This window comes from Flexivirga lutea, assembly GCF_054778955.1.
This window is the reverse complement of sequence record NZ_BAAGZB010000005.1, coordinates 170,961-191,063: the sequence shown is the minus strand read 5'-3', so window position 1 is coordinate 191,063 and position 20,103 is coordinate 170,961. Positions and strand designations below refer to the sequence as shown.

At 68.9% G+C, this 20,103-nt stretch carries 21 protein-coding genes; 9 read left to right on the top strand and 12 right to left on the bottom strand.

Annotated features, from left to right (window positions below):
- Nucleotide 1 precedes the first annotated feature (1 nt).
- Genes tal through ACYVBN_RS16825 form a run of 6 tightly spaced genes read left to right on the top strand, consistent with a single transcriptional unit; the run spans nucleotide 2 to nucleotide 6,293 of the window.
- Nucleotides 2-1,120: a transaldolase gene (gene tal, locus ACYVBN_RS16850; protein ID WP_460601516.1), complete on the top strand. Its 1,119-nt coding sequence runs from the start codon at nucleotides 2-4 to the stop codon at nucleotides 1,118-1,120.
- Nucleotides 1,117-2,757: a glucose-6-phosphate isomerase gene (locus ACYVBN_RS16845; protein ID WP_460601515.1), complete on the top strand. Its 1,641-nt coding sequence runs from the start codon at nucleotides 1,117-1,119 to the stop codon at nucleotides 2,755-2,757. Before tal ends, ACYVBN_RS16845 begins: the two co-directional genes overlap by 4 nt.
- Nucleotides 2,754-4,298 carry a glucose-6-phosphate dehydrogenase gene (gene zwf, locus ACYVBN_RS16840; protein ID WP_460601514.1) on the top strand — a complete coding sequence of 515 codons (1,545 nt, stop codon included), beginning with the start codon at nucleotides 2,754-2,756 and terminating at the stop codon, nucleotides 4,296-4,298. The genes ACYVBN_RS16845 and zwf overlap by 4 nt, the downstream gene beginning before the upstream one ends.
- Complete coding sequence (locus ACYVBN_RS16835; RefSeq protein ID WP_460601513.1) at nucleotides 4,295-5,248, top strand: glucose-6-phosphate dehydrogenase assembly protein OpcA; 954 nt, start codon at nucleotides 4,295-4,297, stop codon at nucleotides 5,246-5,248. The genes zwf and ACYVBN_RS16835 overlap by 4 nt, the downstream gene beginning before the upstream one ends.
- Nucleotides 5,249-5,272: 24 nt before the next feature.
- Complete coding sequence (gene pgl, locus ACYVBN_RS16830; RefSeq protein ID WP_460601512.1) at nucleotides 5,273-6,001, top strand: 6-phosphogluconolactonase; 729 nt, start codon at nucleotides 5,273-5,275, stop codon at nucleotides 5,999-6,001.
- A 37-nt stretch (nucleotides 6,002-6,038) separates the two neighbouring features.
- On the top strand, nucleotides 6,039-6,293 hold the full coding sequence (locus ACYVBN_RS16825; protein WP_460601511.1) for a DUF2630 family protein: 255 nt from the start codon (nucleotides 6,039-6,041) through the stop codon (nucleotides 6,291-6,293).
- On the opposite strand, the gene ACYVBN_RS16820 is transcribed toward ACYVBN_RS16825, so the two are convergent.
- From ACYVBN_RS16820 to srmL, 3 genes are all read right to left on the bottom strand, one after another.
- Complete coding sequence (locus ACYVBN_RS16820; RefSeq protein ID WP_460601510.1) at nucleotides 6,281-7,534, bottom strand: alpha/beta hydrolase family protein; 1,254 nt, start codon at nucleotides 7,532-7,534, stop codon at nucleotides 6,281-6,283. The two genes, ACYVBN_RS16825 and ACYVBN_RS16820, sit on opposite strands and share 13 nt — an antisense overlap.
- An 83-nt stretch (nucleotides 7,535-7,617) precedes the next feature.
- Nucleotides 7,618-8,223 (bottom strand): RDD family protein, encoded by a 606-nt coding sequence (locus ACYVBN_RS16815; RefSeq protein ID WP_440282894.1) that lies wholly within the window; start codon nucleotides 8,221-8,223, stop codon nucleotides 7,618-7,620.
- Nucleotides 8,224-8,298: 75 nt separating this feature from the next.
- The gene (gene srmL / locus ACYVBN_RS16810) at nucleotides 8,299-9,414 is read right to left on the bottom strand and encodes a PheS-related mystery ligase SrmL (protein WP_460601509.1); all 1,116 of its coding nucleotides are present in this window, start codon (nucleotides 9,412-9,414) and stop codon (nucleotides 8,299-8,301) included.
- A 274-nt stretch (nucleotides 9,415-9,688) separates the two neighbouring features.
- On the opposite strand from srmL, the gene ACYVBN_RS16805 reads away from it, so the two are divergent.
- The 3 genes from ACYVBN_RS16805 (at nucleotide 9,689) to ACYVBN_RS16795 (ending at nucleotide 11,066) form a co-directional block, all read left to right on the top strand.
- The gene (locus tag ACYVBN_RS16805; RefSeq protein WP_460601508.1) at nucleotides 9,689-10,039 is read left to right on the top strand and encodes an ArsR/SmtB family transcription factor; all 351 of its coding nucleotides are present in this window, start codon (nucleotides 9,689-9,691) and stop codon (nucleotides 10,037-10,039) included.
- Nucleotides 10,036-10,527 (top strand): SRPBCC family protein, encoded by a 492-nt coding sequence (locus ACYVBN_RS16800; protein ID WP_460601507.1) that lies wholly within the window; start codon nucleotides 10,036-10,038, stop codon nucleotides 10,525-10,527. Before ACYVBN_RS16805 ends, ACYVBN_RS16800 begins: the two co-directional genes overlap by 4 nt.
- Nucleotides 10,528-10,607: 80 nt before the next feature.
- A complete protein-coding gene (locus tag ACYVBN_RS16795) occupies nucleotides 10,608-11,066 on the top strand; it encodes a VOC family protein (protein WP_460601506.1) in 459 nt (152 codons plus the stop codon).
- Nucleotides 11,067-11,070: 4 nt separating this feature from the next.
- Here the strand turns inward: ACYVBN_RS16795 and ACYVBN_RS16790 are convergent, their stop codons facing one another.
- The 9 genes from ACYVBN_RS16790 to uvrC form a co-directional block, all read right to left on the bottom strand.
- Nucleotides 11,071-11,421, bottom strand: a complete 351-nt coding sequence (locus ACYVBN_RS16790) for an RNA polymerase-binding protein RbpA (protein WP_440282889.1) — start codon at nucleotides 11,419-11,421, stop codon at nucleotides 11,071-11,073.
- 58 nt (nucleotides 11,422-11,479) lie between these two features.
- A complete protein-coding gene (gene secG, locus ACYVBN_RS16785; protein ID WP_440282888.1) occupies nucleotides 11,480-11,722 on the bottom strand; it encodes a preprotein translocase subunit SecG in 243 nt (80 codons plus the stop codon).
- An 83-nt stretch (nucleotides 11,723-11,805) separates the two neighbouring features.
- On the bottom strand, nucleotides 11,806-12,627 hold the full coding sequence (gene tpiA, locus ACYVBN_RS16780; protein ID WP_460601505.1) for a triose-phosphate isomerase family protein: 822 nt from the start codon (nucleotides 12,625-12,627) through the stop codon (nucleotides 11,806-11,808).
- 3 nt (nucleotides 12,628-12,630) lie between these two features.
- Complete coding sequence (locus tag ACYVBN_RS16775; RefSeq protein WP_460601504.1) at nucleotides 12,631-13,833, bottom strand: phosphoglycerate kinase; 1,203 nt, start codon at nucleotides 13,831-13,833, stop codon at nucleotides 12,631-12,633.
- A gap of 5 nt (nucleotides 13,834-13,838) precedes the next feature.
- Nucleotides 13,839-14,834, bottom strand: a complete 996-nt coding sequence (gene gap / locus ACYVBN_RS16770) for a type I glyceraldehyde-3-phosphate dehydrogenase (protein WP_440282885.1) — start codon at nucleotides 14,832-14,834, stop codon at nucleotides 13,839-13,841.
- Nucleotides 14,835-14,967: 133 nt separating this feature from the next.
- A complete protein-coding gene (whiA, locus tag ACYVBN_RS16765; protein ID WP_460601503.1) occupies nucleotides 14,968-15,948 on the bottom strand; it encodes a DNA-binding protein WhiA in 981 nt (326 codons plus the stop codon).
- A gap of 126 nt (nucleotides 15,949-16,074) precedes the next feature.
- A complete protein-coding gene (locus ACYVBN_RS16760; protein ID WP_460601502.1) occupies nucleotides 16,075-17,016 on the bottom strand; it encodes a gluconeogenesis factor YvcK family protein in 942 nt (313 codons plus the stop codon).
- Nucleotides 17,016-17,915 (bottom strand): RNase adapter RapZ, encoded by a 900-nt coding sequence (gene rapZ, locus ACYVBN_RS16755; RefSeq protein WP_440282883.1) that lies wholly within the window; start codon nucleotides 17,913-17,915, stop codon nucleotides 17,016-17,018. Before rapZ ends, ACYVBN_RS16760 begins: the two co-directional genes overlap by 1 nt.
- Nucleotides 17,912-20,074: an excinuclease ABC subunit UvrC gene (uvrC, locus tag ACYVBN_RS16750; RefSeq protein ID WP_460601501.1), complete on the bottom strand. Its 2,163-nt coding sequence runs from the start codon at nucleotides 20,072-20,074 to the stop codon at nucleotides 17,912-17,914. The genes rapZ and uvrC overlap by 4 nt, the downstream gene beginning before the upstream one ends.
- Nucleotides 20,075-20,103: the final 29 nt, after the last annotated feature.

The following is a 20,103-nucleotide window of genomic DNA, read 5'->3' as shown; positions in this document are numbered from 1 at the left end:
GATGGCAAACAACAACACGCAGGCACTGAGCGACCTCGGCGTCTCGATCTGGCTGGACGACCTGAGCCGCCCGCTGATCAGCAGCGGTGACCTGCAGAAGCTGGCGGACGACAAGAACGTCGTCGGCGTCACCACCAACCCGACGATCTTCGCGACCGCGCTCTCCGACGGCAGCGCCTACAACGACCAGGTCGCCGAGCTGGCCAAGGGCGTGACGGGGATCGACGAGGCGGTCTTCGAGATCACCACCCGTGACGTCCACGACGCATGTGACGTGCTGCGCCCGATCTACGACGCGACGGGCGGCCAGGATGGCCGGGTGTCGATCGAGGTGGACCCGCGTCTGGCGCGCGACACCGACGGCACGATCACGATGGCCAAGGAGCTGTGGGCCAAGGTCGACCAGCCCAACGCCATGATCAAGATCCCGGCGACGGTCGAGGGCCTACCGGCGATCACTGCGGCCCTCGCCGAGGGCATCAGCGTCAATGTCACCCTCATCTTCTCGCTGGAGCGCTACCGCGGCGTGATGAACGCCTTCCTGGCCGGCCTCGAGCAGGCCAAGCAGGCCGGCAAGGACCTGTCCACGATCCGTTCGGTCGCGTCCTTCTTCGTCTCGCGTGTCGACACCGAGGTCGACAAGCGGCTGGACGCCATCGGCTCGGACGAAGCCAAGGCGCTCAAGGGCAAGGCCGGTGTCGCCAACGCGCGGCTGGCCTACCAGGCCTACGAAGAGGTCTTCAGCACCCCGCGCTGGAAGTCGCTGGCCGACGAGGGCGCGCACACCCAGCGTCCGCTGTGGGCCTCGACCGGAGTGAAGAACCCGGCATACCCCGACACCATGTATGTCGTGGACCTCGCGGTGAAGGACACCGTCAACACCATGCCTCCCAAGACGCTCGACGCCGTCGCCGACCACGCCGAGCTGGCAGGTGACCAGGTGACCGGCAACTACGCGGACGCCGCCGCCGTGCTCGACGCACTGGACAAGGCCGGCGTCTCCTACGCCGAGGTCGTCGAGGTCCTGGAGACCGAGGGCGTGCAGAAGTTCGACAAGTCGTGGGACGAGCTGCTCGGCTCGGTCAAGAGCGAGCTGGAGAAGGCGGGGGCGACGCTGTGAGTGAACCGGTGAGCAACTCCGGTCTCGCGATCACGGCCGTCGGCGCCGCCGCGGACGCGATCGCTGCGCACGTCCCGCAGTTGGTGGCCGACGGCTTCGCCGGCAAACTGTTCGCCCAGGACGCGACGCTGTGGGGACCGGATGCCGAGTCCGAGGCGGGCAAACGCCTGTCCTGGGTCGGTCTGGCCAGCTCCTCGCGGCCTCTGGTGGCCGACATCGAGCAGTTGCGCGACACCCTCGCCGGCAAGGGCATCGACCACGTCGTCCTCTGCGGTATGGGCGGGTCGTCGCTGGCGCCGGAGGTCATCTGCGCGTCCGACGGCGTGCCGCTGACCGTCCTGGACTCTTCACAACCGGACATGGTCCGTGCCGCGCTGCAGGACCGCCTCGAGCAGACGGTGGTCGTGGTGTCGTCGAAGTCCGGCTCGACGGTCGAGACCGACTCGCAGCGTCGCGCCTACGAGAAGGCGTTCCAGGACGCCGGCATCGACCCCGCCGAGCGCATCGTCGTCGTGACCGACCCCGGCAGCCCACTGGACGAGCAAGCGCGCGGCGCCGGTTACACCGTCTTCAACGCCGACCCCGGCGTCGGCGGCCGGTACTCGGCGCTGACCGCGTTCGGCCTGGTCCCCAGTGGCCTGGCCGGCGCGGACATCGGCCGGCTGCTGGACGAGGCGGAGTCCGTCACCGACATCCTCGCCTCCGACGACGAGGGCAACCCCGGGCTGCGTCTCGGCGCGGCATTGGGCGGCACCCAGCCGTTGCGCGACAAGATCGTGCTGATCGACGCCGGCACTCCGGCCGTCGGATTCGGCGACTGGGCCGAGCAGTTGATCGCCGAGAGCACCGGCAAGAACGGCAAGGGACTGCTGCCCGTCGTGGTCGGCGACTCCCCCGCCACCGAGCAGCTGGCCGACGAGTTGTACGTGCGGCTGGTCGCCACCGACGACGGGGCCGAGTCGCCAGCCGCCGGTGACGCAACGGTCGACGTCGGCGGCTCGCTCGGCGGCGCCATGCTGCTGTGGGAAGCTGCCGTGGCGACGGCCGGCCGGCTGATCGGGATCAACCCGTTCGACCAGCCGGACGTGGAGAGCGCCAAGGCCGCCGCACGGGAACTGCTCGGCGCCGGCACCGGCTCGGTGGCGGCTCCGGCATACACCGATGGTGCGATCGAGGTCCGCAGCGCCGGGCCGGACTTCCTCGGTGACGCGACGTCGGTCGCGGACGCGCTCCGTGCGCTCTTCGCGCAGCTGCCCGACACCGGCTACCTCGCGGTCATGGCGTATGTCGACCGGATCGCCGACCAGTCCCTGGCGGACGTGCGCATTCCGTTGGCGCGCAAGCTGAACCGGCCGGTGACGTTCGGTTTCGGGCCGCGGTTCCTGCATTCCACCGGGCAGTACCACAAGGGTGGCCCGGCGGACGGCATCTTCCTGCAGATCACCACTGCGGCGACGCAGGACCTGGCCATCCCCGGGCGGGACTTCACCTTCGGTGACTTCATCGACTCTCAGTCCGGCGGTGACGCCAAGGTGCTGGCCGAGCACGGTCGTCCGGTCCTGCGGCTCAACCTGACCGATCACGAGGCGGGCCTGGCCCAGCTGCAGCACGCCATCGCGGAGGTCACCACAGTATGAGCCCCGCGCGTGTCGCGCGCGGAGTGAACCCGTTGCGGCAGGCCGACGACCGTCGGCTCCCCCAGATCGCCGGTCCCTGCGCGCTGGTGATGTTCGGCGTGACCGGCGATCTGGCCCGCAACAAGTTGCTCCCGGCGATCTACGACCTGACCAACCGTGGTTTGCTGCCGCCGGGCTTCGCACTCGTCGGTTTCGCCCGGCGTGACTGGGACGACGACACATTCGCCTCCGTGGTGCGCGAGGCCGTCGAAGCCGGTGCTCGCACACCGTTCCGCGAGGAGGTATGGCGCAACCTCGCCGACGGATTGCGTTTCGTGCCAGGCAGTTTCGACGACGACGCGGGTTTCGACCAGCTCGCACGGACCTTGGGCTCGCTCGACGAGGAGCGGGGCACGGACGGCAACACGGCGTTCTACCTGTCGATTCCGCCCGGAGCGTTCGAGACGGTCTGCGCCCAGCTCGACCGGTCCGGTCTGGCCCGGCCGGCGAACGGCTCGTGGAGCCGCGTGGTGATCGAGAAGCCGTTCGGCCACGACTTGGCCAGCGCCCGGGACCTCAACGCGACCCTCGAGCGGGTGTTCCCCGCCGACGCGATCTTCCGGATCGACCACTACCTGGGCAAGGAGACGGTCCAGAACCTGTTGGCGTTGCGGTTCGCCAACCAGCTGTTCGAGCCGGTCTGGAACGCCAACTACGTCGATCACGTGCAGATCACCATGGCCGAGGACATCGGCATCGCCGGCCGCGCCGGCTATTACGACGGCATCGGAGCAGCCCGTGACGTCATACAGAACCACCTGCTGCAGTTGCTCGCACTCACCGCGATGGAGCAACCGAACTCCTTCGGCGCCGACGAGTTGCGCGCCGAGAAGGAGAAGGTGCTCGCCGCCGTCCGGCTGCCGAAGGACCTGGCCACCGCCACCGCGCGCGGGCAGTACACCGCCGGCTGGCAGGGCAGCGAGAAGGTCATCGGCTACCTGTCCGAGGACGGCATCGACCCGAGGTCGACGACCGAGACGTATGCCGCGCTCCGCCTGGACGTGCACACGCGCCGGTGGGCGGGCGTGCCGTTCTACCTGCGCACCGGCAAGCGCCTCGGCAAGCGGGTCACCGAGATCGCGGTGATCTTCAAGCGCGCGCCGCACCTGCCGTTCGACGACACGGCGACCGAGGAACTCGGCCAGAACGCCATCGTCATCCGGGTGCAGCCCGACGAGGGCACGACCATCGGGTTCGGGTCCAAGGTGCCGGGCGCCGGTGCGATGGAAGTGCGTGACGTGACCATGGATTTCGGCTACGGCAGCGCGTTCACCGAGTCGAGCCCGGAGGCCTACGAACGCCTCATCCTCGATGTTCTGCTGGGCGAGCCACCGCTCTTCCCGCGGCACGAGGAGGTCGAGCTGTCCTGGCGGATTCTCGATCCGGTCGAGCGCTTCTGGGCCCGCAAGGGCGCGCCCGAGGGGTACGAATCGGGCACGTGGGGACCGCACAGCGCGGACGAGTTGCTGGCCCGTGACGGACGTGAGTGGAGGCTGCCGTGATCGCCGACCTGACCGGGACGACGACCAAGGAGATCAGCAAACAGCTGGTGCGCCTGCGCGCCGAGTCCGGAGCGATGGCCCTCGGCCGGGTGATGACGTTGATCATCGTGGTGAACGAGGCGGAGGCCGATGACGCGATCGAGGCCGCCATCCACGCCAGCCGGCAGCATCCGAGCCGCATCATCGCGCTGGTCAGGTGCAGCGCACGGGGAGCCAGCCGGCTCGACGCGCAGGTGCGGGTGGGCGCCGACGCGGGTGGCAGCGAGATCATCCTGCTGCGCCTGCACGGCGAGCTCACCAAGCACGGCGCGAGTGTGGTGACCCCGTTGTTGGCCGCCGACACCCCGATCGTCGCGTGGTGGCCGGGAGGTGCGCAGGACGTCGCGTCCTCACCCATCGGCAAGCTGGCGAGTCGTCGCATCACCGACGCATCGCAGGCCAAAGACCCGCGAAAGGCCTTGCAGCGCAGGCGCGCCGAGTATGCCGACGGCGACACCGACATGGCCTGGTCGCGCACCACCCGGTGGCGCGGACTCCTTGCCACTGCACTGGACCTGCCGCCGTACGAAGCGGTGCGGTCGGTCACGGTGACGGGTGCGTCCGATTCGGCCAGCACCGACCTGCTGGCCGGATGGCTCGCCGTCCGGCTGAAGTGCCCGGTCCGCCGCGCACGCTCCGAACCCGGCACCGGCCTGGTCAACGTGCGGATGGAGCGCGCTTCCGGACCCATCGAACTGGTCCGTCCGGATCGGGCGATAGGCACGCTCACCCAACCGGAGCAGCCGGAGCGACAGCTCGATCTGGCCCGGCCCGGCACGGCCGAGTCGCTCGCGGAGGAGCTCAGTCGGCTGGGCGGCGACGAGGTCTATCGCGAGGCGCTGGTCAAGGGGCTTCCTTTGGTGACCGACGTGCCGAACCGCCGGAAGACGCGTGCTGCGTCGGTCGGGTAGCTGCAATGGCGAGGAGAGTGGACGATGACGATCGAGCGACGGGCGGGCAAGGACGAACTCGGCCGGGCCATCTCAGAGCGGCTGATCACCGAAATCATTGCTGCACAACGTGATCGAGGCGTCGCACACATCGTGCTGACCGGCGGCTCCATGGGTGGTCTCGCACTGCGTTCGCTGCCGGCGGCACAGGGCATCGACTGGTCCAAGGTTCACTTCTGGTGGGGTGACGAGCGGTTCGTAGCGTCCGGTGACCCCGACCGCAACGACGTGGAGGCGGACCGTGCGGCACTCGATGCGTTGCCCGTGCCGGAGGAGAACGTCCACCGCGTGTCCGGCCCGGACCGGGTCGCCTCGGCCGAAGAGAGTGCCGCGGCATACTCCGACGCGCTGCGCGCGCCGAAGCCGGGAGATGGCGTCTTCGACGTGGTGATGCTGGGCATGGGTCCCGACGGTCACGTGGCCTCGTTGTTCCCGCACCACCCGGGTCAGCGGGCCGACGACGCCATCGCCGTCGCCGTCCACGAGTCGCCGAAGCCGCCGCCGGACCGGGTGTCGCTCACCTTCGAGTGCCTGAACCGCAGTCGGCAGGTGTGGCTCCTGGTCGCCGGCGCGGAGAAGGCGGACGCCGTCGCTGCCGCTCACGCCGCCGGCGCCGACCGCTGGGACGTGCCGGCGGCCGGCGTGCACGGTCGGCTGCAGACCATCTGGTGGCTCGACGACGCTGCGGCCGCGAAGCTGAGCCCCGCCGGCTGACTCCTCGGGTGGTCCCGCCCCGACGAGGAGTGCCACCATGAAGGGCATGGATGACCAGGCGATCCACGACCACATCAGCGAACTCATCGCGTCCGAGCACGAGCTGCGCCGCAAGCTGAGCACGGGCGAGATCACCGCGCCGCAGGAGCATGCGCAACTGCGCGAGGCAGAGGTCCAGTTGGACCGGCTGTGGGACCTGCTGCGGCAGCGGCAGGCGCGACGGGAGTTCGACCAGGATCCCGCCGAAGCGGTCGAACGTCCGGCGGACGTGGTGGAGAACTACCGGGAGTGAGTCCTGGCGGTCAGCTCGGCGCAGTTGCCGGTCGCCGGCCGACCGGCCAGCCGGTCCTCGGTCCAGCTGATGAGCTGGCCCAGCAGCGGGGCGCTGCCGCGCAGGACATCGCTGTGGTTGCGTCCGGGATACTCCCGGTAGTCCAGCCGCTGACCGTGCGCGCACAACGACCGCGCATAGTCACGCTGCATGCTGGCCAGGATCAGCGGGTCCGCGCCGCCCTGGGCGATGAGCAGCGGGATCTTGCCGACGCCGGTCGGAGTGTTCTGCCGCAGTCTCCTCCCCAGCGCCCCGTCGTCCGGCGACCTGGTGAGCAACGGGGGCACCAGCCCTCGGTCGGCCGCGTCCAGCACCACCGGCACGGCGGCGGAGTTGCACAGCCCGGCCAGCTCGTCGACCAGGTCGCCCGCTGCCGGGGTGACATAGTCCTGCAGGCGGACGTCCGGGTATGCCGCGGCATACGCGGTGAGCACGTAGGACACCAGCAGTGTGCCGCCCCGCAGGCCGTTGAGCCGACGGGTGATCGCCGGCATATCGCTCGTGGGTGAGACGGCGGCCACACCCGCCAGCGGCACATCGGGTGCGTAGGCCGGCTGGATCTGACCGGTCCACAGTGCCGCACCCCCGCCTTGTGAATGCCCCCAGACCACCGTCCGGTCCGACGCCGACACGGCACGGAAACGGCGTGTCGCGCGGACCGCGTCGAGCATCGCCCGCCCTTCGCCCTGGCCGATGAGATAGGGCTGCGGGCCCGCCGTCCCCATCCCGATGTAGTCCGGCGCCACCAGCAGCCAGTGCTTGCGCACGAGCTGATCCAGCTCCTGCCGGATGCCCGTACCGAACGGTTGGGACATCAGGCTGGGTGCGCAGGACCGGTCGTAACCCGAGGTGCCGTGCGCCCAGGCGACGACCGGGCGAGGACCGGGTGGCGCGTCCTTGCCGACCAGGACGATGGCGCTGCCCAAGGCGGGTTCGCCGTCACCGCGCGTCGTGGTGTAGAGGATGCGCCAGGCACGCGCCGTCTCCGGGACACCCTGTGCGAACGGCTGACTGCGCACGATCCGGCCGGGTCGGGCGGGCACGGAGGCCGGCGCCTCGTAGAACGCGTCGGTGCCTGGTGATGCCTCATGCACCGACCGGCCGACGACGACGCCGGCCACCACCACCGCGATGGCCGCGACCGCGGCGATGACCGCGAGAACGCGCCGAGGTGCGGACCCGGACCAGCGATTCACCTGCATGGTCCCTCTGTAACACGAGTCGGCACGCCCGGCCTGCGGGATATGCCCGGCGTGCCGCGCACGATCGCCGTCGACGCGCGAGCTCAGTGCTTCTCACCCGGCGGGGGGCCCTGGACGACCAGCGTGCTCATCACCTTGTCCGAGAACGTCTGCCGCTTGTTGTCCCACAACGGCCACAGGTAACCGATGTAGCAGGCGATGCCGTCCAGGAAGTGTGCGAGGTCGCGCACGAACGCCATCCCGGTGCCGATCGGCCGACCTGTCGTCTCGCTGATCAGCGAGATGCCCAGTGCCTTCTTGCCGATCGACTGTCCCTTGCCGCCCTTGACCCAGCGGTTCCAGATCTGCAGCGCCACGACAGCCAGGAAGCCGAGGATGGTGAGAATGAATCCCCACGGTGACGGAGAGCCGGTGGTCACCGTCTGGCAGAAGCCGGAAGTGTCACACTCGGTGGTCGTGCTCGTCGAACTGCCGATGATGATGACCGCGACGACGAACAGCACGTATGCCGGAAGCAACACCAGCGCGTCGATGAGATACGCCCCGACCCGCTGGCCCCAGTTGGCCAGGGGCGGTCCGTAACTGCTCACCTGGTACGAAGTCGACGGCATCGGGGCGCCGTGGGCCGGAAGGCCGCCGTACGGCTGTTGCCCGTACTGCGGGGTGGAATAAGGATCGTTGCTGCTCATGAGGTCCCCTCGAGGTCGGGCGGCGGGTGTGTGGATGCAGACGTGACGCCAGCGCGCGGCGCGCGGTTCCACCGTTCAGCCGATCAACTCGCGCACCGGCCCCTCGTGGATGGCGAGGTAGACGGTGTCGCGCAGCCGATTGGCCTCTGCAGCAGTCAGCGTCCGGCCGATCGCGCGCAACGTGAGCCGCACCAGCGCATTGACCTGTCCCGCGTGCAGCCCGAGCCGGACCCGTGCGCCCTGCGGCAGATCGTCGTACGTCGTCACCGCCAGCAGTTCGACCGCCTCCAGATCGGCAGCACGGTCACCGAGTGCAGACCGCACCCGATCGCCCAGCACTTCCTCATCGATGCCCCAGGAGGACACGACCGACAGATCCCGACGCGCCGGTGGCATGAGCGAAACGGGTCGGTACAGCGATAGGTCCAGCATCTGCGCCGCCACTCGCGGATCCGTTGCCCGCAACAACCGGATGTCCGGAATCCGCTTGCGCAGCATGAGGGCACGATCAAGGCCGAGGCCGGCGGCCACGCCCGTCCAGCGGGCCGACGGCAGCCCGACCACGTCGAGCAGCCAGGGTGCGATCAGCCCACCCTCGGCGAGTTCGAGCCACTCCCCCCGCGCTGCGTCCCAGACGTCCAGCTGGCGTCCGTCGAGGGTGTAGCTGTGGTGGGAGGCGGTCACCCGCCACCGGCAACCGGGCAGCACCGCCCGCGCCACAGTGCTCAACTGCTCCACCACGTCCTCGACTGTCCGCGGGCGTTCGCTCGTCACCCGCCACAGGTCCAGCTGATGTGGTTCGCCCGTGTGCGTCCGGTCGATCGCGTCGCGGCGGTAGGCGAGTCCGGCGGCGGCATACACCACGTCGCTGGTGCCATCGTGCGAGGCCAACGTCGGCGGGAGCATCGCGCTGGTGTGACTGCGCAGCATCACCGTCGGACTCACGTAACGCGAATACCGTTCATTCCGAGTCACATCCGACCGGTCGTAACCCAGTGCATCGTAGTTCCCGGCGATCGACACCAGCGGGCTCTGCCGTACGCTGCGCACCGGCCCGGCACCGAGCGCGGTGACCGCCCGGATGATGTCATCGCTCATCAGTTGCAGGGCATGCGGTCCGCAGTCCGGATCGGTCAGATCGCGCAGGTCGAGCGCCGCGCGCAGTTCGGCACTGCTCAGGTAGGAAGTCATCGAAGGTCCTTGCTCGTCGGTCGTATCGGGTGACGGTGTCCCCTCGACCGGTGCCGCGGACCTCAGCTGCGCATGCGAGCGGACCCACGACCGAACGCCGGTCGAGGGCACCGAAATCGCCGAATGCGCCGCATGTCCGCACAGTAGCGGGCTGCACGCCGCCGGCGCCACCGAATATGACGACTGGTTTCAACCGATTGGTTGACAACGACCATGGTCGTCGTCACACTCGAAGTATTCAACCTTCCGGTTGAGCACGAGAGGCAGGACGACGATGGATCAGCTCTCCCAGGTCTTCGCAGCGTTGGCCGACCCGACGCGGCGCGACATGGTCGCCCGACTGACCGAGGCCGACGCCACGGTCGGCGAGCTGGCGGCGCCGTACGACGTGTCCGTGCAGGCCGTGTCCAAGCACCTGAAGGTCCTCGAGGGCGCCGGACTGGTCACCCGCACCAAGGACGCGCAACGGCGGCCGGTCCACTTGGAGGCAGAGGTCTTCGACCTGATGACCAGATGGATCGAGCGCTATCAGCGCCGGGCGGAGCAGCGCTACCAGCGGCTGGACGCGCTGCTCGACGAGATGAACGACCGCGACCAACCCGTCACGAGAGGTAATGCATCATGAACACGACCACCTTCTCCGAAGCAGTCATCGAGGCGGACGACGAGGTCCCGGTCATCCATACGACCCGAGACTTCCAGGCGACGCCGGCGCAGGTGCTCCGGGCACACACCGACCCCGACCTCTACGCGCGCTGGGTCGGGCCGAACGGCATCTCGACCCGGATCGACTACTGGGACGCCCGTACCGGCGGCAACTGGCGCTTCGTCAACGAGCACAACGGTGAGGAGTTTTGCTTCCACGGCTGCTTCCACGAGGTCAGCGACACCCGCATCGTGCAGACATTCACCTGGGAAGCCATGCCCGACGGAGTCTCGCTGGAGACGCTGACCTTCGAGGACCTCGGCGACGGACGCACTCGGCTGCACGCCCGGTCGCTGGTCGACTCCTTCGAGGCCCGCGACGGCTGGCTGGCCAGCGGCATGGAGGTGGGCATCAACGACGGCTACGCCAAACTCGATGCCCTGCTGAGCGAGGGAGTCGTGCCGTGAGGGCCTCGCGAGAGCACGGGGACGAGGACCGGGGTCCCCGCGAAGTATCGGAGGAGCGGAGCGGGGGAGAACTTCGCGGGGTGGTCAGGCCGTGCCTCTGGTTCCACGACAACGCCGAGGAGGCGATGCACTTCTACGTCGACCTCTTCCCGGACTCGCGCATCGACGGGATCGACCGCTACCCGGACGAGTCGCTGGACGAGCACTTCGCGGGTATGGCGGGCAAGGTGATCAACGGCCGGTTCACCCTGAACGGCATGGACTTCGTCTGCCTCGATGGCGGCCCGGCGTTCACGTTCAACGAATCGATCTCGTTCACCGTCGCGTGTGCGGACCAAACGGAGATCGATCACTACTGGGCGGCACTGTCCGCAGTGCCCGACGCCGAACAGTGCGGTTGGTGCAAGGACAAGTACGGCCTGAGCTGGCAGATCCTACCGGCGCAGCTGCACGAGCTGCTGACCGGTCCGGTGGCGGTGCAGGCTCTGCTGGCGATGCGCAAGATCAGCATCGCCGACCTGCAAGCGGCCGGTCGTTGACCGGCTAGCGGATGAGGCCGCGTTGGCGCAGGGTGTCCAATGCTTCGTCCAGGATGACCGCACCCTCCTCGTCGGAGCGTCGCTCCTTCACGTAGGCGAGGTGGGTCTTGTAGGGCTCGGCGCGCGGCGGCGCGGGCGGGTTGGCCTGGTCCTGGCCGGCCGGGAACCCGCACCGCGGGCAGTCCCACGTGTCGGGAACGGCCAGGCCCGGCTCCTGCGCGAAGCTCGGGCGGGTCTCGTGGCCGTTGGAGCACCAGTAGGAGACGACCACCCTCGGTGCCGCCTCGCCGCGCTCTGCCTCACCCATCGGGCCGGCACCGACGCGACTACCTCGAATTGCATTGCCACCGGCCACGATTGCTCCTTGACAGCGTCGAACTGGGGTTGGTCGAAAAGATGATGGTCGAGATGGCTTACTGGAAGCGCGCGACCAGGCCGAGACCGACGATCGCCGCCAGCCAGATGATGCTGGCGATGATCGTCAACCGGTTGAGGTTGCGCTCCGCGATCGACGAGCCACCCAGGCTGCTGCTGACACCGCCACCGAACATGTCGGACAGTCCCCCGCCCTTGCCCTTGTGCATCAGGATCAGCAGCACCAGGAACAATCCGCTGATGACCACGACCGCCTGGAGTGCGATGCGCATGCCGTCCACGCTGGAGTCTCACCTTCACGTCGAGAGAACTGAAGTGGCACTCGGGAGCGCCTCGGACAAGATTACACGCCGCACCGGTCGGCTCAGCCCGCGATGGTGCCCTGGTGCGCCTTGAACCGGCAGATCGCGGCGAACTCGGCCGGATCGAGTGATGCTCCGCCGACCAGTGCGCCGTCGACGTCGTCGCGCGCCATGATCGAGGCGACGTTGCCGGACTTGACGGACCCGCCGTAGAGGAACCGCACCTGATCGGCGACATCCCGACTGTGTAGCTCGGCGACGGTGTGGCGCAGCGCGGCGCACGCCTCCTGCGCGTCGTCCGGGGTGGCCACCTCACCGGTGCCGATGGCCCAGATCGGTTCGTAGGCCACCACCAGCGTGGCGACGTCCGCCGCGGCGATCCCCTCGAGGGCGGCGGTCAGCTGGGCGACGATGTGCTCGACCTGGCGCCCCTCCTTGCGCACCTCGATCGGTTCTCCGACGCACAGGATCGGCGTCAGCTCGTGCCGCAGGGCCGCTTTCACCTTCGCATTGACCGTCTCGTCGTTCTCGTGGTGGATCGTCCGGCGCTCACTGTGCCCGACGATCACGTAGGTGCAGCCCAGCTTGGCCAGGAACTCCCCGGAGATGTCTCCGGTGTAGGCGCCGGCGTCGTACGGCGAGAGGTCCTGCGCACCCAGCTGGAGCTTCAACCGGTCGCCGTCGATGAGGGTCTGCACCGATCGCAGATCGGTGAACGGCGGAATGACCGCGACCTCGGTCTCATCGTGGTCGTGCCGCTTGTCCTTCAGCGTCCAGTCCAGCTTCTGCACCACCACGGTGGCCCGCTGGTGGTCCAGGTTCATCTTCCAGTTGCCCGCGATGAGCGGGACACGGCCGGCCGGAGCGTCCTTCGTGTCAGCCACTGCTCAGTCCTCCAACGCATTCAAGCCGGGCAGGGCCTTGCCCTCCAGGAACTCCAAACTCGCGCCGCCGCCCGTGGAGATGTGACCGAAGTCGTCATCGGCGAAGCCCAGCTGACGCACCGCCGCGGCCGAGTCGCCGCCGCCGACCACGGTCAGCGCGCCGTCGCGGGTTGCGTCGACCAGGGCCTGTGCGACGACCTTGGTGCCATCGGCATACGGGCTCATCTCGAAGGCGCCCATCGGACCGTTCCAGAAGACGGTGCTCGCGCCGCGGACGGCGTCGGCGAAGGCCCTCGCCGACTCGGGTCCGATGTCGAGTCCCATCCGGTCAGCCGGGATCCCGTCGGCCGGGACGATCTCGTGGTCGGCGTCGGCGGAGAACCCGGTGGCTGCCACGACATCGGTCGGCAGCACGATCTGCACGCCGCGTTTCTCGGCATCGGCGAGGTAGCCCTTCACCCGGTCGACCTGGTCCTGCTCCAGCAGGCTCGTGCCGACCTGGTGGCCCTGCGCCGCGAGGAAGGTGAAGACCATGCCACCGCCGATGACCAGCAGATCGGCCTTGCCGAGCAGGTTCTCGATGACGCCCAGCTTGTCGCTGACCTTGGCGCCTCCGAGCACCACGGCATACGGGCGCTGCGGCGACTCGGTGAGCCGGTGCAGCACGTCGACCTCGGCTTCGACGAGCCCGCCGGCCGCATGCGGCAATCGTTCGGCGATGTCGTAGACGCTGGCCTGCTTGCGGTGCACCACACCGAAGCCGTCGGAGACGTAGGCGTCGGCGAGGTGGCTGAGCTGGTCGGCGAACGCGCCGCGCTCCGCGTCGTCCTTGCTGGTCTCCCCCGCGTTGAAGCGCAGGTTCTCCAACAGCGCCACCTCGCCCTTGTGCAGCTTGTCGACGGTGGCATCGGCGGACTCGCCGACCGTGTCGGTGGCGAAAAGCACGGGAAATCCGAGCAGTTGGGACAACCGGTCGGCGACCGGGCGCAAGGAGAACCTCGGGTCGGGCACGCCCTTCGGGCGGCCCAGGTGTGCGCACACGACCACCCGGGCGCCCGCGTCGGCGAGCCGCTTGATCGTCGGCGCGGACGCACGGATCCGCCCGTCGTCGGTGACCTCCCCCGCGTCGTTCAGCGGGACGTTGAGGTCGCTGCGGACCAGCACCGTCTTGCCGGCGAGGCTGCCCAGGTCATCGATCGTGCGCATGGTGCTCAGAGGCTCGCGCCGACGAGCTGCACGAGGTCGGCGAGGCGGTTGGAGTAGCCCCACTCGTTGTCGTACCAGCCGACGACCTTGACCTGGTTTCCGATGACCTTGGTCAGGCCGGAGTCGAAGATGCAGGACGCCGGATCGGTGACGATGTCCGAGGAGACGATCGGGTCCTCGGTGTAGCGCAGGATCCTGCCGTCCGCAGCCTGCCGCACCGCGGCGTTGACCTCTTCGGCCGTCGTCTCGCGGCTTGCTTCGAAGGTCAGGTCGGTGGCCGAGCCGGTCGGGGTCGGCACCCGCAGGGCGTAACCGTCGAGCTTGCCCTTGAGCTCCGGCAGGACCAGGCCGATGGCCTTGGCCGCGCCGGTGGACGTGGGGACGATGTTGATCGCTGCGGCGCGGGCGCGACGCGGGTCCTTGTGCGGTCCGTCCTGGAGGTTCTGGTCCTGGGTGTAGGCGTGGATGGTGGTCATCAGGCCCTTGACGATGCCGAACTCGTCGTGGAGGACCTTGGCCATCGGACCGAGGCAGTTGGTGGTGCACGAGGCGTTCGAGATGATCGTGTGCTTCGTGGCGTCGTAGTCGCCGTCGTTGACGCCCATCACGATCGTGATGTCCTCGTTCTTGGCGGGTGCCGAGATGATGACCTTCTGGGCGCCGCCCTCGACGTGCACCTTGGCCTTCTCCGCGTCGGTGAAGATGCCGGTGGACTCCACCACGATGTCGGCGCCGAGGTCACCCCAGGGCAGCTGGGCGGGGTCGCGCTCGGCGAACGCCTTGAACGTCGTGTCGCCGGCGGTGATGTCGGTGTCGGTGGAGCTGACGTCGCCCGGGAATCGGCCCAGGATCGAGTCGTACTTCAACAGGCGGGCCAGGGAGGCGTTGTCGGTCAGGTCGTTGACGCCGACGATCTCGATGTCGGCACCGGACGCGACAACCGCCCGGAAGAAGTTGCGGCCGATGCGGCCGAAGCCATTGATTCCCACGCGGACGGTCACGGGCGACTCATCCCTTTCTGTTCGTCAGGTGATGTGCGTCTGAGGCGGTGCCGGAGCCGGCACCCACCGGATCGACACCACCGACCCTATGTGATGGCGCCCGGCCGCCGGAACGGGTCTCGCCGTACGGTCCCTACTGATCGAGCATGTCGGCAGCCAGCGCGGCCTCGGTGGTGGGTATGCCGAGCTCCGCCGCACGCTTGTCGGCCATCGCGAGCAGGCGACGGATGCGGCCGGCCACCGCGTCCTTGGTCATCGGCGGGTCGGCCTTCTGGCCCAGCTCCTCGAGGCTGGCCTCCTTGTGTTCCAACCGCAGGCGCCCCGCCTCGGCGAGATGGTCGGGCACTTCGTCGGCGAGGATCTCCAGCGCTCGTCCGACCCGGGTGCCGGCCGCGACAGCTGCCTCCACGGAACGACGCAGGTTGGCGTCGTCGAAGTTGGCCAGCCGGTTGGCGGTGGCGCGCACCTCGCGACGCATCCGACGCTCTTCCCAGGCCATGAACGCGTCCGTGGCGCCGAGACGGGTCAGCATCACGCCGATGGCGTCACCGTCACGTATGACGACCCGGTCTACTCCGCGCACATCTCGCGCCTTGGACTGCACGCCCAGCCGCCGTGCCGCGCCGACGAGCGCGAGAGCGGCTTCCTGCCCGGGGCAGGTGACCTCCAGCGAGGACGAGCGACCCGGCTCGGTCAGTGACCCGTGCGCCAGGAACGCGCCACGCCAAGCGGCCTCGGAGTCGCACACCGCGCCGTTGACCACCCGGGGCGGCAGCCCGCGGACCGGTCGGCCGCGATGGTCGATGAGTCCCGTCTGCCGGGCGAGCGCCTCGCCGTCCTGTGCGACCCGCACGATGTAACGACTGCCGCGCCGCAGTCCGCCGCCGCTCATCACCAACACCTGAGGTGTCTGGCTGTAGAGGTCCGCGATCGCCTGACGCAGCCGACGTGCAGCGGCCGCAGTGTCGAGCTCGGCTTCGATGACGATCCGGCCGCCGATGATGTGTAGTCCGCCGGCGAACCGCAACATGGCCGAGATCTCCGCCTTGCGGCAGCAGGTTTTGGTGACCACATGTCTGCTGAGTTCGTCCTTGACGGCTGCGGTCATCGACATGTCGTTTCAGTTCCTCAGATCTTCCGGCGGTGCGTTTCCGCGGTCCCCGCGAAGTGTCGCAGCGAGGTGAGAGCGGAGAACTTCGTGGGGTTTCCTCATGCTACGTGTCATCGCGACACGGGGCAGTCACTCCACCACATCACGATAGGCCGCCGCCAACCGGAGCGTGTCGTGTGCGCCTGGTTGGTCCGCGTCGGCCACATCGGCGAAAACCACTTCCGCGCCAAGCGATTGAGCGGTGGACCGTAGCTGATCGCCGTCGTCCGCGACGACGGACGGGTCGGCCAGCACCACGTCGAGATGCAGCTCCGGCGCGTGCGCAGCGAGTACCTCGAGGTGGTCGGACGCACTGAAACCGATGGTCTCGCCGGTGTTCATCACCATGTTGAGCGTGAGCATCCGCTTGGCCGTCGTGTGCACCAGTGCCTCGCGCAGATCCGGCACGAGCAGATGGGGCATCACGGAGGTGAACCACGAACCCGGGCCGAGGATCACCCAGTCGGCGTCGTAGACCGCGTCGACAGCCTCCTGGCAGGCCAGCGGCGGGTCCGGGTTGAGTCGCACACCGAGCACCCGTCCGGGCGTCGTGGCGACCTCCACCTGTCCGAGGATGTCGGTCACCGCGTCCGGGGCGTCGGGGTCGGCACCGAGCACACTCGCCTCGATCCGCAGCGGCTCGGCCGCCATCGGCAGGACCCGGCCGCGGGCACCGAGCAGCCGGCCCACCAGGTCGAGGCCCGCGATCGGGTCACCCAGCAGGTCCCACAGGGAGGCGATGATCAGGTTGCCCAGGGCATGCCCGCCCAGCGGTCCGCCGCCCGCGAACCGGTGCTGCAGGGCGTCGGCCCACTGCAGCCCCCATTCGGAGTTGTCGCACAGCGCCGCCAGCGCCATTCGCAGGTCGCCGGGTGGCAGGATGTCGAACTCCTCGCGCAGGCGTCCGCTGGAGCCACCGTCGTCCGCGACGGTGACGATGGCAGTGATCTTGTCGGTGACCAGTTGCAGCGCTTGTAGGGACGCGAAGAGCCCGTGGCCGCCGCCGAGTGCGGCGACGGCCGGACGCCCCATTACTCGCGCCCCAGGTCGCGGTGCACGACCAGTGATTTCACGTCGCGGGAGTCGAGCCGATCGGCCAGTGCCTCGGCCATGGCCACCGAACGATGCTTGCCGCCGGTGCATCCCACGGCGAGCGTCACGTAGCTGCGCCCCTCGCGCAGGTAACCGGCCGTCATCGGCTCCAGCAGGCTGAGGGTGCGGTCGAGGAACTCCTTGGCACCGGGCTGGGCCAGCACGTAGTCCGCGACGATCGACTCCTGCCCGGTGTGCGGGCGCAACTGAGGATTCCAGAACGGGTTGGGCAGGAAGCGCATGTCGAAGACGAGATCGGCGTCCAGCGGGATGCCGTACTTGAAGCCGAACGACATGACCGCGATGCGCAGCGCCGGGCCCTCGTCGCCACCGACGAACTCGCGCACCTTGCTGCTGAGCTGGTGGACGTTGAGGCCGCTGGTGTCGATCAGGATGTCGGCGGTGGCGCGCAGGTCGCGCAGCGCTTCGCGCTCCTGCTGTATGCCGTCCAGCAGCCGTCCTTCGTCCTGCAACGGGTGCGGACGGCGCACCGACTCGAAGCGCCGGACCAGTGCTTCGTCGGTGGCGTCCATGAAGATGACCGTCGGGCGCCAGCCCTCGTCACGCAGATGGTCCAGGCCCTCCCGGAAGTCGGTGAAGAACTCCCGCGATCGCACGTCGACGACGGCGGCCAGTTTGGGCATGCCCTCGTGGTGGTCGGCGCCCTGCTTGGCCAGCAGGTCCGCCATCGCGACCAACAGTTGCGGCGGCAGGTTGTCGATGACATACCAGCCGCGGTCCTCCAGCACATTGGCCGCCGTGGTGCGGCCGGCGCCGCTCATGCCGGTGACAACGATGAGCTCCGGCGCCTGGTCCGGGGCCTGCTCCACCTCGGTCATCGGGTCGTCTCCTTCTCGTCGAGCGGGTCATCGAGCGTGTGATCGAGCGTGTGATCGAGCGGGTCGGGTGCATCGGGCGGGTCGGGTGCATCGGGCGGCGGATCGAGCACCTCACCGGTCGTCAGATTGACCGCCGGGGTGCTGGTGGCGTCATCCTCTCGCAGCTGTGAGTGCACCGTAGCGGCGAGCGCGGGTCCGATGCCTTTGACTGCTTCGATCTGTTCGACGCTGGCGGCGCGCAGTCTCTTGACCGAGCCGAATTCCCGCAGCAGTGCCTTGCGGCGTACGGCGCCCAGCCCGGGTATGTCGTCCAGCACCGAGCGGGTCATCGCCTTGGACCGGCGCTGCCGGTGGAAGGTGATGGCGAAACGGTGCGCTTCGTCGCGGACGCGCTGCAGCAGGTAGAGGCCATCGCTGGTGCGCGGCAGGATCACCGGGAAGTCGTCGTCGGGCAGCCAGACCTCCTCGAGCCGCTTGGCCAGGCCCACGACCGCGACGTCGTCGATGCCCAGTGCCTCGAGGGCGCGGGACGCGGCATCGACCTGTGGTTTGCCGCCGTCGACGACGACGAGCTGCGGCGGGTAGGCGAATCTCCGCGGTCTGCCGGTGGTCTCGTCGACCGGGCCTCGGCTCGGGGCCGCCGAGTCGGTGCCGCCGCTGTCGTCGGCGTCGCTGTCGTCGGCGTCGCTGTCGTCGCCACCGTCCGTGTCGTCCAACTCGATGTCGCCCGCGCTGTCGCGATCGTCGAGGTAGTGCCGGAACCGCCGGGTGAGGATCTCGTCCATCGCCGCGGTGTCGTCCAGCCGGACCGAACCGTCCGGCTGCGGGGTGCCGCGCACGATGAAGCGGCGGTATTCGCCCTTGCGTGGCAGGCCGTCCTCGAAGACGACCATCGAGGCCACGACGTTGGTGCCCTGAACGTGGCTCACGTCGAAGCACTCGATGCGCAGCGGCGCCTGCTGCAGCTCGAGAGCATCCTGCAGGTCCTGCAGCGCCTGGCCGCGCGCGGTCAGGTCACCGGCCCGGGCGACCTTGTGCCGGCCGAGCGCCTGCTTGGCGTTGCGGTTGACCGTCTCCATCAACGTGCGTTTGTCGCCGCGCTGCGGCACGCGCAGCTCGACCCGGGCACCGCGTATCTCCGTCAGCAGATCGGCCATCGCCTCGGGCTCCGGAGGCAGCGCAGGGACGAGGACCTCCCGCGGGACGCCCTCGGGTGATTCGCCGCCATACACCTGGCCGAGCAGTCGTTCGACGACCTCGGCCAGGCCGAGGTCGCCCTCGGACTGTTTGTCGACGACCCAGCCGCGCTGACCCCTGATCCGCCCGCCGCGCACATGGAACACCTGGACGGCGGCCTCCAGCTCGTCGTCCTCGATACCGAAGACGTCCGCGTCGGTGGCGTCCGGCAGGACGACGGCGGAGCGTTCGAGCGCCTTCTCCAGGGCGGCGATGTCGTCGCGCCGCCGCGCCGCGGCCTCGAAGTCGAGTTCCGCGCTGGCAGCGCGCATTTCGCGTTCGAGGCGCTTGACGAACCGGCCGGTGTTGCCGGCCATGAAATCGCAGAACTCCTCGGCGATCTCCCGGTGCTCCTCGGCCGTCACCCGGCTGACGCACGGTGCCGAACACTTGTCGATGTAACCCAGCAGACACGGCCGGCCGACCTGCCCGGCACGTTTGAACACACCGCTGCTGCAGGTGCGCAACGGGAAGACCCGCAGCAGTTGATCCAGCGTCTCGCGGATGGCCCACGCGTGGGCATAGGGGCCGAAGTAGCGGGTGCCCTTGCGTTTGGTGCCGCGCATCACCTGGGCGCGCGGGAACTCCTCGCCCATCGTGACCGCGAGGTAGGGGTAGGACTTGTCGTCGCGGTATTTGACGTTGAACCGCGGATCGAACTCCTTGATCCAGGAGTATTCGAGCTGCAGGGCCTCGACCTCGTTGCGCACCACGGTCCACTCCACGCTCGCCCCGGTGGTGACCATGGTGCGGGTGCGTGGGTGCAGTGCCGCGATGTCCTGGAAGTAGGAGGACAGCCGGCTGCGCAGCGATTTCGCCTTGCCGACGTAGATGACCCGGCCGTCCTTGTCGCGGAACTTGTAGACCCCGGGGTCGACCGGGATCTCCCCCGGCTTCGGGCGGTAGGTCGACGGATCAGCCACGAGTCCAGTCTAGGAAGTGGCAGCGACAG